At 69.8% G+C, this 13119-nt stretch carries 15 protein-coding genes; 5 read left to right on the top strand and 10 right to left on the bottom strand.

Annotation, left to right across the window (positions count from 1 at the left end; genetic code table 11):
- The first annotated feature begins 13 nt into the window (after positions 1-13).
- Complete coding sequence (locus tag BLT28_RS20160; RefSeq protein WP_231950353.1) at positions 14-781, top strand: polysaccharide deacetylase family protein; 768 nt, start codon at positions 14-16, stop codon at positions 779-781.
- Here the strand turns inward: BLT28_RS20160 and BLT28_RS20155 are convergent.
- The 9 genes from BLT28_RS20155 to BLT28_RS20115 all read right to left on the bottom strand — a co-directional run bounded on the left by BLT28_RS20155 (position 778) and on the right by BLT28_RS20115 (position 7890).
- Positions 778-1317 carry a YbhB/YbcL family Raf kinase inhibitor-like protein gene (locus BLT28_RS20155; RefSeq protein ID WP_030430479.1) on the bottom strand — a complete coding sequence of 180 codons (540 nt, stop codon included), beginning with the start codon at positions 1315-1317 and terminating at the stop codon, positions 778-780. The genes BLT28_RS20160 and BLT28_RS20155 overlap by 4 nt on opposite strands.
- Positions 1314-2462 carry a VanZ family protein gene (locus BLT28_RS20150; RefSeq protein ID WP_052407490.1) on the bottom strand — a complete coding sequence of 383 codons (1149 nt, stop codon included), beginning with the start codon at positions 2460-2462 and terminating at the stop codon, positions 1314-1316. The genes BLT28_RS20155 and BLT28_RS20150 overlap by 4 nt, the downstream gene beginning before the upstream one ends.
- Positions 2463-2586: 124 nt before the next feature.
- On the bottom strand, positions 2587-2901 hold the full coding sequence (locus BLT28_RS20145; RefSeq protein WP_030430477.1) for a hypothetical protein: 315 nt from the start codon (positions 2899-2901) through the stop codon (positions 2587-2589).
- Between the two features lie 302 nt (positions 2902-3203).
- Positions 3204-3527: a hypothetical protein gene (locus tag BLT28_RS40300; protein ID WP_156051099.1), complete on the bottom strand. Its 324-nt coding sequence runs from the start codon at positions 3525-3527 to the stop codon at positions 3204-3206.
- Positions 3528-3748: 221 nt separating this feature from the next.
- Positions 3749-4468 carry a class I SAM-dependent methyltransferase gene (locus BLT28_RS20135; protein WP_030430475.1) on the bottom strand — a complete coding sequence of 240 codons (720 nt, stop codon included), beginning with the start codon at positions 4466-4468 and terminating at the stop codon, positions 3749-3751.
- Between the two features lie 115 nt (positions 4469-4583).
- A complete protein-coding gene (locus BLT28_RS20130; RefSeq protein WP_030430474.1) occupies positions 4584-4784 on the bottom strand; it encodes a PspC domain-containing protein in 201 nt (66 codons plus the stop codon).
- A 128-nt stretch (positions 4785-4912) separates the two neighbouring features.
- Positions 4913-5884: an alpha/beta hydrolase gene (locus tag BLT28_RS20125; RefSeq protein ID WP_156051097.1), complete on the bottom strand. Its 972-nt coding sequence runs from the start codon at positions 5882-5884 to the stop codon at positions 4913-4915.
- Positions 5862-7160: a cytochrome P450 gene (locus tag BLT28_RS20120; protein WP_052407488.1), complete on the bottom strand. Its 1299-nt coding sequence runs from the start codon at positions 7158-7160 to the stop codon at positions 5862-5864. The genes BLT28_RS20125 and BLT28_RS20120 overlap by 23 nt, the downstream gene beginning before the upstream one ends.
- Positions 7161-7176: 16 nt before the next feature.
- A complete protein-coding gene (locus BLT28_RS20115) occupies positions 7177-7890 on the bottom strand; it encodes a TetR/AcrR family transcriptional regulator (RefSeq protein WP_043812127.1) in 714 nt (237 codons plus the stop codon).
- A 223-nt stretch (positions 7891-8113) separates the two neighbouring features.
- On the opposite strand from BLT28_RS20115, the gene BLT28_RS20110 reads away from it, so the two are divergent.
- Complete coding sequence (locus BLT28_RS20110) at positions 8114-9172, top strand: M48 family metallopeptidase (protein WP_043812125.1); 1059 nt, start codon at positions 8114-8116, stop codon at positions 9170-9172.
- Between the two features lie 41 nt (positions 9173-9213).
- Here BLT28_RS20110 and BLT28_RS20105 read toward each other — a convergent pair whose 3' ends face one another.
- Complete coding sequence (locus BLT28_RS20105) at positions 9214-10077, bottom strand: M15 family metallopeptidase (RefSeq protein WP_231950352.1); 864 nt, start codon at positions 10075-10077, stop codon at positions 9214-9216.
- 167 nt (positions 10078-10244) lie between these two features.
- On the opposite strand from BLT28_RS20105, the gene BLT28_RS20100 reads away from it, so the two are divergent.
- The 3 genes from BLT28_RS20100 (at position 10245) to BLT28_RS20090 (ending at position 13101) form a co-directional block, all read left to right on the top strand.
- Positions 10245-11066 (top strand): serine protease, encoded by an 822-nt coding sequence (locus BLT28_RS20100; protein ID WP_043812123.1) that lies wholly within the window; start codon positions 10245-10247, stop codon positions 11064-11066.
- Positions 11067-11241: 175 nt separating this feature from the next.
- On the top strand, positions 11242-12033 hold the full coding sequence (locus BLT28_RS20095) for a S1 family peptidase (RefSeq protein WP_030430467.1): 792 nt from the start codon (positions 11242-11244) through the stop codon (positions 12031-12033).
- Positions 12034-12303: 270 nt separating this feature from the next.
- Entirely contained in the window at positions 12304-13101 is a 798-nt protein-coding gene (locus BLT28_RS20090) for a S1 family peptidase (protein ID WP_030430466.1), read from the top strand.
- Positions 13102-13119: the final 18 nt, after the last annotated feature.

Genomic DNA, 13119 nt, shown 5'->3' with positions numbered 1-13119 from the left:
GTACAACGGATTCATGCGGCCCTTGTCTTCCCGTCGGATGCTGGTGGCGGGCGTTCTCGCGCTGGGACTCACAGCCGCCTGCGGCGCCCCTGTGCCACCACCGCCTCCCGCTCCGGCGCCCCCGCCGCCGTCGCCCGTCCTGTCCTTCGAGGCGCCCTACGCCTTCGGCACCCCGCAGGCGAAGATCCCGCCGCCGGATCACGGACTCATCCCCGTGGTGAAGCGCATCCACACCGACAAGCCCTACGTCTTCATCACCATCGACGACGGCCAGGTGCCGCACCCCGCCGCGCTGGACCTGATGCGGCGCAGCAAGACCCGCCCGACGCTGTTCCTCACCGACCGTTACGTCGAGGGCCACCGCGGCTACTTCAAGGACCTCCGCGACCAGGCCGGTGCGACGATCGAGAACCACACGCTGAGCCACCCCAACCTGCGGGGCAAGCCGTACGAGGTGCAGCACAAGGAGATCTGCGGAGCCTCCGACGCCTACCAGCGCGAGTACGGCAAGCGCCCCGTGCTGTTCCGCCCGCCCTACGGCAACTACGACGACACCACCCGCAAGGCCGCAGCCGACTGCGGCGTCAGGGCGCTCGTGCTGTGGACGGAGACCGTCAACGACGGTGCGATGCAGTTCCAGAGCGGCACCAAGCTGAAGCCCGGCGACATCATCCTCATGCACTTCCGCAAGACCTTCGTCGAGGACTACAGCGCCTTCCTCGCCAAGGCCAAGGAGGACGGCATGATCCCCGTCCCCCTCGAGGACTTCCTCTCGGCCTAGTGGGCGTAGGTGGGTGTGATGATGGCGCGCGCCAGGGTGTGGAAGGCGAGGTTGAAGCTGACCACGGCGGCGGTGGCGTCCTTGTCCACGCCCAGGGACTCGACGTCGACGGCGTGCACCACGAAGTAGTAGCGGTGCGCGCGGTCGCCCTGCGGCGGGGCGGCGCCGCCGTAGCCGGGGGTGCCGAAGTCGGTGGGGGTGTGGAAGGCGCCCGCGGGCAGGTCGGTCCCGGAGCCCGCGCCGGTGGGCAGCGAGGTCACGGTGGCGGGGATGTCCACCAGCACCCAGTGCCAGAAACCGGACGGCGTCGGGGCGTCGGGGTCGAAGCAGGTGACGACGAAGCTCTTGGTCCCGGCGGGAAAACCGGACCAGGACAGGGCGGGGGAGAGGTTCTCGCCGGACGCGCCCATGCCGTTGAACACGTGCTTCAGCGGCAACGGCTGACCGTCCGCGATGTCGTCCGAGGTGACCGTGAACGACGCGACCTCGGGCAGCAGCGCGTACGGATCGGGGGCGACGGGACGATCGAGGCTCATCGGTGTTCCTCCGCTGGAAGGTGTTCGAACCGGTATTTGCGGTTGTGCGCAACCCTAGTGCCGTAGCGGTCCACCCGGGAGTCGATCACCGTCAGCCCGGCGAGCACCCCGCTCAGCCCGCGACCGCCGGTGGTGTGCACGAGGAAGACGAAACTGGTGCACAGCAACAACAGCGCCGCGTCCGGAACCGCTCCGACGAGCACGTAGTACCCGCCGGAGCCGGCCAGGAAGCGCAGCACGACGCGCGGCCACCGGGGAACACCGCCGAGGCGGTCGGCCGGGCGCAGCAGCACGATGCGCTGACCGATCGTGCCCCCGTTGCCGAGCAAGGGCGTCACCAGCAACAGCAGCAGAGCGGGCAGCCAGTAGGCCAGAACCGAGGTGAGCAACGGGTTCCACACGCCGCGCCGCGGGACCTCGCCGTAGAACGCCCAGTTGGCCAGCTTCGCGCCGAACAGCAGGCCGTTGCCCGCGACCCACACGGCGAGCAGGTCCAGCGCGATGCCGAGCAGGCGGCGACGCCTGGTCACCGGGCGGGGCACGCCCACCGGCACGCGAACGCGTTGTCCCGGAACGAGGCTGAGCACGGGGGCGAGCAGGTAGCCGACGCCCGCGCCGAGGGTGTTGGACACCAGGTCGCCGGTGTCGAAGAGGCGGTACGGGCACTGGAAGAGGAACCACACGCCGGTCAGCTGGGTGCTCTCCACGGTGAGCGAGATCAGCAGGCCGGTGAGCAACGTCAGCGCCGGGCCGCAGCGGAACAGGTGCCGCAGGAACATGCCGAGCGGAACGAAGAGCGCCACGTTGAACAACACCTGGCGCAGCGCGGGGTTGCGCAGCACGGCGCGCATTCCCGACGTGTCGTACTTGTGCATGTCGTCGAGGAACCGCAGCGGCGCCAGCACGGGAGTGGTGACCGCCGCGTGCTTCGCGCAGAACGCCGCGTCGACCTCCGGCAGCGGCAGCAGCGTGTAGGTGACGAGGGCGAAGGAGTAGATCAGGAACCCCAGTCCGAGCACCGCGTGCCCGAGGCCGAGCTCGCCCCGCCGGTGGTAGCTCCAGGCGATGTAGGGCACGACCAGGACGGTCGCCAACCCGAATCCCCCGAGCACCGCCGCCACGGCCGACAACGCCGTGCCGCTCACCAACCGTTCCCCTCGCCGCCCCGCACCTCCCCGCCAGTATCGCGAGACATGATCATGAACCCCGGGTGCTCCACCCGGACGTGTAAGACGGGCGGCCGGTGACCGGCCGCCCGTCGGGAGAGCTCTAGAGAACGACGAGCACGCGGATGCCGAGCAGGTTCACGCCCAGCCGCACGTGCACGCCGACCCGGAGCTTGCCGATCACGACGCAGCCCGCGAGCCGGACCTTGACCGAGGCACCGGCCTTCGTCTTGATCGTCGCGTAGCCGCCGACGATCGCGGTGACCTTGCCCTCGACCTTGGCGGCCGCGTGCACGGCCGCACCGGCCTTCACGTGGCTCGTGCCCGCGGACGCCGCCGGAGCCGCGCCGAGGACCAGTGCCGTGCCGACCGCGGTCGCGGCCACGAGGCCGAGGGCCCGCTTGGTGAAAGTACGCATGGAATTGCACCCCTCCCGGTGAATGCCCAACTGACCATCAGTCAACTCCTCGCTCGACAGATGGGAAGTAGGCTGGACCTGATTCACTCGATCCAGCCGAACCGGCCGGTAAGAAATTCGGAGGGTGACCCGGATCCGCACTGTTGGATGACCCCGGCCAGTAGTCCGGAGGAATCGCGTAAATCGTTAGAAAACTTTTCGCGTTCACCTGAGTCCGGTGGTTGTCTCAGTCGGGACACGGCGGCACAACAAAGGGGGCGACCGGAAATCCGGTCGCCCCCTTCGCGGCGTCGTCGGTGGCGCTACAACACCACCAGAATTCTGATTCCGAGGAGGTTGACGCCCAGTCGCACCGTGACGCCCTCGACGAGCGGGCCGCCGATGACGATGCAGCCCGCGAGGCGCAGCTTCACCCGGACGCCGGTCTTGAGCTTCACCGTGGCGTAGCCCTCCGCGACCGACTCGACCTCACCTTCTCCCTGCTCCTGGGCGTCCACCTGGGCGGCCGTCGCGGGTGCCGGGGGGCCTGCTGGCGATGCGGAGGCCGGGAGGCCGCCGAGTGCGAGACCGGCGGAGACGGCTGTTGTCGCGGCCAGGGTCAGTACGCGCTTCGTGATGGTTCGCATGGGTGTTGCTTCCCCTCGACTCAGGCGAATTCTGGGAGTTGGTGGGCCCGCCACCAGTGCAACACCGAATTCCCGTTATCGGCATCCCCAATTCGCTGTTTCACCCGTTTCCCGGAATCCGGGAACTGAGAGCTACTGATGCGCCACCGCAACGTATGAGCGGAATCAGGCCGTCCGGGGACGCTCCGGATTCGCGCGGTGACCACCCTGTCGTGAGGTTTTCAGGGCTTTCGCGCCGTCACCAGCGTGGTGGGCACCCAGGGGCCGCTCCACCACATTCGCCAGCCGAGGCCACGACGGTGTACGTCGATCATTCCCAGTTCGGTGAGCGCGGCGGCGTACTGCCGCGTGTGCCCGATATCGGCCAGCACGATCCGGCCGCCGGGGCGCAGAACGCGGACCGCCTCGCGGATCGCCACCGCTCGCGCGTCCGCTCCCGCGACGCTGTGCAGCGCCAGGCTGCTCAGCACGAGGTCGAAGGACTCGTCCAGCAACGGCAGCCGGGCCAGGTCGCCGGTGCGCAGCCGCACGCGGTCGGCCACCCCCTCCGCAACCGCGTTCTCCCTGGTGGTGGAGATGTCGTTGCCGGAGGGGTCGACGCTGCGCCAGAGATCGACGCCCACCGCGACGCCGTCCGGGAGCCGCTTGGCCGCGGCGAGGAGCACGGCACCCCGGCCGCAGCCCAGGTCCAGCACCTCCTCGTGACCGCGCAGCCGGAGCCCGGTGAGGACCTCGTCCCAGGCGACGAACTTGCCGCGCACGGTGGTGTGCAGCTGGACTGCCGCGCACAACGCCAGCAGCCCGGCGCCCACGAGGGGCGCCGGGCCGTCGGTGATGGTCGTCATCAGGAGGCAGCTGAGCACGGCGAAGCCGAATCCCGCGAAAACGACTGGAGCGTCGATTCCGTAGGCAGCCGCTCGCCGCACCGATACGCCAGCCATGCCGGACTCCTGCCATCCGATTCCAGGAGAACAGAATAATCCGGCTCCGGGACGCCGAAACGCGAGTTCGGCGGGATTGCGCTATATGTCCGAAATGGCGGGTAAAAAATTCGCGTCAGTATCCCGGCTTGGGCAGCAGCAGCGCCAGGGCCAGGTACAACAGGATCTGCGGGCCCGGGAGCACGCAGGAGACCACGAAGGCCAGGCGCACGGTGCCGGGGCGCCAGCCGAAGCGCTCCGCGATGCCGCCCGCGACACCGAAGAACACGCTGTTGCGGGAACGGGTGAGCCGGTGGGTGCGGTACGGAGCGGTCATTTGGCGCTACCTCCTGATCGTGGCGGCGGGGCCGGTGGCTATTGCCCCTCCACATCAGGTTGCCCATTCCGCGCATTCCTCACCTCGGGGTCTGCCCGGAATCCGACCCGGAGCCGCGGCGGCCGGCCTCAGGGGCCGGGCGGGCCCAGCCGCTGGGCGAGCCAGGAGTCGATCTCCGCGAGCGCCTTGTTCCGCACCGGCTCCGCGGACAGGAACAGGTCGTGCATGCCGTCCTCGATCGGCACCGTCGTGACGTCGCGGCCGAGCTTGGGCGCCCAGCGCGCGATCTGCTCCACGTCCAGCACGGTGTCCGCGGTCATCGCCGCGGGCTCCCACTTCTTCCGGTGCAGCAGGCTGCGCGTGGAGTGCTCGACGAGCACGGGGACCCGGATGTCCAGCCCGCGGTGCACCCGCGCGTGGCCGATCCGTACCGCGCGCAGCCATCCCGCGCGCACGGGGAAGTGCTCGGAGGGCTTCCACTCGTTGTCGTAGCTCCACTCGCCGTGGTGGGCGGAGCTGAGGCTGTGCCCGTAGGTCGGCGCCAGCCCGGGCTTCACGACCAGCCGCGGGGCGATGCCGCCGACCACGTGGTTCACCGCCGTGCCGATCGTGCGGGTCAGCCACGGTTCTGCGAGGTCCAGCCACGGGCTGTTCAGCACCAGGGCGTCGATGAGGCCCGCGGCCCGGTGCTCGTGCGCCCACAGCGGCGCGATCAGCCCACCGGTGGAGTGCGCGAGCAGCACCACGCGCCGGTGCCCGTGCTCGGAGCGGATCACCGCGATCGCGGCGTCGATCTCCTCGAAGTACTCGGTGAGGTCGGTGGTGAAGGTCGGCAGCTGGTCCGGCCGGATCGACCGGCCGTAGCGCCGCAGGTCCAGCGCGTAGAAGTCGAAGCCCTGGCCGGTGAAGTGCCGGGCGACGTGGTCCTGGAAGAAGTAGTCGCACCAGCCGTGGACGTAGAGGACCGCGCCCCTGCCCGCGGAGCCGGGGTCGTCGGCGGGCCGGTGGACCAGCGTCGCGACGACGTCGTCACCGTCCTGGGTGGGGGCGAGGGGCAGCGTTCGGACCCGATAGGGCTCACCGAGAATGTCGACGTCCACGGGACAAGTGTGACCCCTGGAGGCCAGTCGGGGGCACCTCGGCGTTGTGCACGGCACGCTTCGACCGCACGCGCAGCGGCATGGACGTCGGGACTGTGATCCAGCCGATGAGCTGAGCGCGCAGCGCCGCGCGGTCGACCGAGATCTCGCAGTAGCGCCACAGCAGGAGTTCCAGTGCCATCCGCGTCTGAAGGCGGGCCACTGGCGAGCCCGGGCCGAACGGCAGCCCGTAACCGGTGGACAACCGCGAGGTCCTCCTGCGGTGGATGTCGAAGCGCTCCGGATCGGGGAACCGGCGCTCGTCCTGGTTCACCGAGTCCATGACGACCACGACCTGCTCTCCGGCCAGGACGCGCCGCCCGCCGAGGTCGACGTCCAGCTTCGCCCTGCGCGTCACCCGGGACACGGGGGTGCTGTAGCGCAGCACCTCTTCGATCGTCGGCGCGAGCAGTTCGGGGAACGCGCGCACCTCGTCGCTCACGGCGGGGAAGGCGTCGAGGCAGAGCACGACCGACGCCAGCAGGCTCGTCGTGGTCAGGTGCCCGGAGAGCAACAGCAGGCCGAGCAGCGCCACCGCCTGACCGTCGTCGAGTCGCTTGCCGTCGATCTCGGTCTTCAGGAACTCCGCGGTGAGGGCCGAAGACCCGCTTGCGGGGTCGAGCATCGTCACCGAGGCGCCCTTCCGCCGGTACTGCGCGACGAGCGCGGAGAGGTAGGCCAGCAGCTCGGCCCGCGCGTCGCACGCGGAGACGCGGCGCTGGGCGGGCACGAGCGGAGGCTGGGAGTCGTTGCCGCACAACGCGTCCACCCACTCCAGCACGGAGTCCATGTCCTCCTGCGGCACGCCGAGCAGCTCGGCGATCACCCGCACCGGAAGGGGGAAGGCGAGGTCGGTCGCGAGGTCGATCCGCTCGTCCCCGGCCACCCGGTCCAGCAGCTCGGTGGTCACCGTCAGCACCCTGGAGCCCAGCGCCGCCACCACGCCGGGCGTGAACCTGCGGCTGACGGTGCGGCGCAGCTCGCGGTGCATGGCCGGAGTGATCACCACCGGCTCCCTGCCGGAGAACAGGCGGGAGACGACCGCGCTGGAGGAGGCGTACTCCGAGGTGAACGCGGCGTGGTCGGTCAGCACCCGCGCGGCGTCCTCGTAGCGGTACACCAGCCACCTGCCGGAGTCGGGATCGCGCGCGACGGGGTCCGCCTCGCGCATCGCCCGATGCCGTTCCCGGTCCGCCGTCGTAGGCCGCGCCCCCAGCGCCTCCACCACGATGCTCACCCCTCTTCGGGATACTTCAGTCCGGCGCCGCGCCCTCGACCTGGCCCGTGCGCACGTGGTCGAGGCAGCGCGCGTGGGTCCGCTCGTAGAAGTCGCTCACTTCACCGGCGATCCTGGTCAGTTCTTCCTCGGACGGCGTGTCCCTGGTCTCGAACGCGTTGCGCACGATGTGCGCCAGCACGTCCGCCGTGGTCTCCAGCCCCATGCCGGACCCACCGGGCAGCGCCGTGTCGATCAGATAGAAGCCCATGATCGTGCATGTGAGCCCCTGGATCTCCAGTTCCGGGCTGAGATCACCCCGAAGCAGGCGTCCGTCGGCGATCGCCCGGTCGTACCCCTCGCGCTCCAGCATCCGCACCGCGGTGGGCACGACGCTGCCGTCCCGGCTGACGAGCGAGCCGAGCAGGTCCTCGTCCCCGACGAGCATCGCCCGCATCAGCGGGTTGCGCATGACCGCGAGGTAGCCGATGCGCACCATCCGGTTCGGCAGCACGGCGGCCGGGTCGGCGGCGATCTCGTCGAGCAGGACCCGGAGGTAGCGGGCGGACTCGCGGACCAGCACCGCCTGGAACAGCTCCTCGCGCGTGCGCCAGTGCAGGTAGATCGTGCCCTTGCCGATGCCTGCCTGCTTCGCGACGTCGTCGACGGTCGTCCGGCGGTATCCCCAGCGCAGCAGCAGCTCGGCGGCCGCGTCCAGGATGCGCTCGGCCCGCGCGGCGCGTTCCGGCATGGACTCCTCGCTCGATGACTGCTTGACTGAAAACGAAATCTGGTCAAGATTTTCATGCGGGACAGGGGGAGTCAACCGGCGGTGTCGGCCTCCGACAGGGGGTGGGGCCGACTCCTCCGGGCAGGTCGGGGCGGTGTTCGGGGGCTGTTTCAGGGTTTCCACCGATCTGGCCACCGCCCGATCGGACTAGCCTCGGAGGCACACCAGAGATCGGGGAGTGTCTGTGAACCAACCGCCTCAACCGCCCGCCGCGACCGGCCGGGTTCGGTTTCCGAACATCAGCCCGCGCGCGTACGAGCACCCGGCGGACCGCGGCGCGCTGGCGACCGCGCGTGCCGTGCCGGGGTTCCCCGCGGTGCTGAAGGCCATCTCCGGCGCGCTCGGGGAGCGCAGTGAACGCTTGCTCGCGCTGGCGTCCTCGATCAAGGTCACCGAGACGCAGTACCCGACGGTGCACCGCCTCCGGCTGGAGTGCGCCGCGGTGCTGGACATCAACCCGGTGCCCGAGGTCTTCGTGACGCGGGACCCGCACGCGAACGCGATGACCATCGGCATGGACGAGCCGTTCATCGTGATCACCACCGGGCTGATCGAACTGCTCGACGAGGACGAGCTGCGCTTCGTCATCGGCCACGAGATGGGCCACGCCCTCTCCGGACACGCCGTCTACTACACCGTGCTGCGCAGGCTGATCTCCATGGTCACCGGCATCGCCTGGATGCCGGTCGGCTACTGGGGCATGCGCGCGATCATCATCGCGCTGCAGGACTGGTACCGCCGCGCCCAGCTCTCCGCCGACCGCGCGGGCCTGCTCTGCGTGCAGGACCCCGAGGTCGCGCTGCGGACGCACATCAAGCTCTCCGGCGGCATCGACGTCGGCGAGATCGACACCGAGGCGTACCTGAAGCAGGCCAAGGACTACGACGCGGTCCCGGACGTCCGCGACAGCGTGCTCAAGCTGCTGCACCTGAGCAACCGCCTCGACCCGCTGCCGGTGGTCCGCGCCGCCGACCTGCAGCGGTGGGCGGCCGGTGAGGAGTACCGGGCGATCCTGGCCGGGGAGTACCCCAGCCGTGACAACGACGACGTCACCAACTGGCGCGACGACGTCAAGTCGGCGGCCAAGTCCTACAAGGACGCCATCGCCAGCTCCGCCGACCCGCTCGCCAAGGTCCTCAACGAGGTGGGCGACATCCTGTCCAGCACCGCGGGCAAGGTGTGGAAGAAGTTCACCGGCGACGGTCCGCCGCGCGACAACGGCGGGGACCCGGACCAGAAGTAGCAGCGAAGGGGCGCCTCGGAATCCGAGGCGCCCCTCGGCGTTCAGCGGCCGTTGGCGGAGAAGTGCATGAGGTCCTTGGGGGAGCGCCACGAGCCGCCCCAGGTCCAGCCGACGGACGCGAACGCCCGCGTGACCACGTCGCCGGAGAAGATCATTCCGGGGGAGCGGCGGGACCGGTTGACGTAGGCGCCCGCCAGCTCCGGCAGGACGAGATCACCGCGCAGGTAGGGATTGCAGAACGGGTTGATGTCGACCGCGATGCCGTGGGCGTGCGCTGACCACGTCGACGATCCGCGCGCGGGTCGGCAGACGAAGGCCGAGGTGTTGTTGCCGTCGCCGGTCGGAGCCCGGTCGAGATCGGCGCGCGAGGAGATCCGCATCTCCTCCAACGGGAAGCGCGCCGCCCAGAGCGTGCCGAACACCGCGACCATCGCGTCCGCCGCGCTCGCGTTCACCAGCAGCTCGCCGGTGTGCTGACGGCCGTCGAAGCCCCAGAACGACAGCGTCAGGTAGCGCAGATCCTCCTTGCGCACGGGACATCCCGGCTGCCACGTGCTCCGTGCCAGCACGTCGGCCGGGACCGCGCTCACCGCGGAGGCGAAGCGGGTGCCGGTCGGCGGAGGCAGCACGTCCGTGGTCGGCAGCGCGCGGTTCACCAGCTCCGGTGGCGTCGGCAGCACCGCGCCGAAGCCGTCCGCGCGCTTGGGCAACGGCTGGGCACCCACCCGCCACAGCGGCTTCGGGGTCGTGGTCGTGCTCGTTGTGGGCGCCGTGGTCGCCGGAGAGGACGTGCTGGTCGGCGCGCCGACGGGGGCCGGCTGAGGGGCGGCGCACCCGGCCAGGAGGACCACCGCGCACCCGAGCGTCAGCGTGTTCTGTGAAAGGCGCTGTGAAAAACCGGCCACTCCGCCAGCTTCGCACGAACGGCCCAAACGATCTTTGCGGCACCCCGGCGCCCCCTCCTCCGGGGGCGTCCATTTAGATCAGAGGCAGGTACGCCGACCAGACGAGTGGACCTCGTTGACGAAACCGGTGGTTTGAGATCACCGGAAAATGGACAAGGAGTTCGCGCATGTCGACCCCGCCCGCAGCGACCCGTTCCCGCAGACGAGTGCTCGGGATCGCCCTCGCCGTCACCGCGCTGGCCGCGATGGTGCCCACGGTCGCGGTCGGTCTCGCCGCCGCGAACGAGCCCGTCGAGGAGGTGCGCGCGGACCCCTTCGTCGTCGGCGGGGAACGCGCCGCGGTGAGCCAGCACCCGTGGCTGGTCTACCTCGTCGACCGGATGGGGATGGTCTACTGCGGCGGCGCGCTGATGAGCCCGACCAAGGTGCTCACCGCCGCGCACTGCGTCGACCAGCGCTCCGCGTCGGGCATCACCGTGGTCTCCGGCCGTGAGGACACCGAGACCCGCACCGGGCAGGCGGCCAGGGGCTCCAAGATCTGGCAGCACCCGTCCTACCGCACCGTCTTCGAGGGCGATGACCTGGGCGTTCTCACTTTGGAGACGCCGATCCTGGCGCAGACCGCGACGCTGGTCTCGCCCGGCGAGCGGGAGCGCTACGCGCCCGGGACCGAGGCCGTGGTCGCGGGCTGGGGCGCCACCTCCGAGACCGGGTCGACCTCGCGCTACCTGATGTCGGCGAAGGTGCCGGTGATGGACGACGACACCTGCGCGCGGTCCTACCGCTCCTACGACAGGAAGAAGATGTTCTGCGCCGGGTACGAGCAGGGGCAGATCGACAGCTGCCAGGGCGACTCGGGCGGACCGCTCATCGTGCGGGGCGTCGTCATCGGGGTGACCTCGTGGGGCGACGGCTGCGCCCGTGCGGGCAAGCCGGGCGTGTACGTGCGGCTGACCCACTATCTGGACACTTTGCGTGGCCAACTCTGATTCATGATCACGAATGGAGTAGTCCGCCTGTTGGCGTGTGGTCCATTCGACTGGGCTCAATAGACTAATTCGAACAGCCGTTGTGCCGTGATCTCCCCAAGCGTTTGCTCTGTGTAGCCCCGGGTGTCACCCAACCGGGGAATCAACTGCTGAGATGCGCGATTGGGAGGCAAAGATGGCGGCAACCCTGCACCGTCTGGCCAGAACCGTCGGGGTCGCGCTCGCGGTGGCCACCTGTGGGATCTCCTCGCTGTCCGTGGCCGCTGCGGCAACCCCGCCGGAGCAGAAGATCGTCGGTGGTGAGCGCGCGAAGATCGCGGACCACCCGTACACGGTCTTCCTGACCAACAACTCCGGCTTCCAGTTCTGCGGCGGCACCATCGCCGCGGCGAACAAGATCGTCACCGCCGCGCACTGCGTGAAGGGCAAGACCGCCGACAGCATCAAGGTGGTCGCCGGCCGCGAGGACAAGCAGGCGTCGGACGGCACGACCGCCGCGGTCTCCAAGGTCTGGGTGCACCCGCAGTACACGACGGCGACCGCGGGCTTCGACGTCGCGGTGCTGACCCTGGGCTCGAACCTGACCCAGAAGGCGGCGCCGCTGGCCTCCTCCGCCGACGCGGACCTCTACAAGGAGGGCGCGAACTCCACCGTGCTGGGCTGGGGCACCACCAGCTCCGGCGGGGCGGCCTCGCGCTACCTGCTCAAGGTCGACGTCCCGGTGACCTCCGACGCCACCTGCAAGGCGGCGTACTCCCAGTACAGCAACACCTCGATGGTGTGCGCCGGGCTGCCCGAGGGCGGCAAGGACAGCTGCCAGGGTGACTCCGGTGGCCCGATGATCGGCGGCGGCAAGCTGATCGGCGTCGTCTCGTGGGGCGAGGGCTGCGCCGCGCCGAAGAAGCCCGGTGTCTACGCCCGCGTCGCGGCCTACCACGACGTGCTCCAGGAGCAGATCAAGTCCTGATCCGCTCGTTCGTCCCCTGCAGGCTCCGGCCCGGCACACCCCGCCCAGTGGGGGTCTGCCGGGCCGGACGCCGTCGAGGACTCTGTGGTTTGTCCGGCAGAAGCTTCATGTTGCCGATGAATCCACTGGTCCAGGCTGTTTTCGTGAAGCATTTCCCAAGTGCTGAGCTGTTCAGCCTACATCTAACGGCCGTTGTGCCACTTCGTCACCGAGCGCTTGCATTGGGGTCACCCCGGGTGAGGGCCTGGGGCAGGTGAGAGGAGCACAACCATGGCGGGAACCCTGCATCGCCTGGTTAGGTTCGTCGGAGCGGCCGTTGCCGTCTCGGCGATCGGGCTTTCCTTCGTCCCGGCAGCTACCGCCGCGGGCACCGATGATCCGCAGACGCAGATCGTCGGCGGCACCCGGGCCAGCATCAGCCAGTACCCGTGGACGGTTTTCCTGACCAACGCCTCCGGCTTCCAGTTCTGCGGCGGCACCCTGGTCGCGCCGACGAAGGTCGTTACCGCCGCGCACTGCGTGAAGGGCACCGCGGCCTCGTCCGTTCGCGTGGTCTCCGGTCGCGAGGACAAGCAGAGCACCGCGGGCAAGGTCACCAACGTGTCCCGGATCTGGGTCCACCCCAGCTACACCACCGCGACCGCGGGCTACGACGTGGCCGTGCTGCACCTGGCCGGCGCGGTCACCTCGGCGGTGCTGCCGCTGGCCACTCCCCAGGACACCGCGCTCTACGCGGCCGGGACCAACTCCACCGTGCTCGGCTGGGGTACCACCAGCTCCGGTGGTTCGGCCTCGCGCTACCTGCTGAAGGTCGACGTCCCGGTGACCTCCGACGCCACCTGCAAGACCGCGTACCCGCAGTACAGCAACACCTCCATGGTGTGCGCGGGCATCCCGGCCGGTGGCAAGGACAGCTGCCAGGGCGACTCCGGCGGCCCGATGGTCGCGGGCGGCAAGCTGATCGGCGTCGTCTCCTGGGGCCGCGGCTGCGCGCTGCCGAACTACCCCGGCGTCTACGCGAGGGTGGCTCCGTACCAGGCGGTGCTGAACGCTCAGATCAACTCGTAATTCCGTTACACAGCAAGA

Source organism: Allokutzneria albata (genome assembly GCF_900103775.1).
In the GTDB taxonomy this organism is placed as follows: Bacteria; Actinomycetota; Actinomycetes; order Mycobacteriales; family Pseudonocardiaceae; genus Allokutzneria; species Allokutzneria albata.
This window is presented reverse-complemented; position numbering and strand designations above follow the sequence as displayed.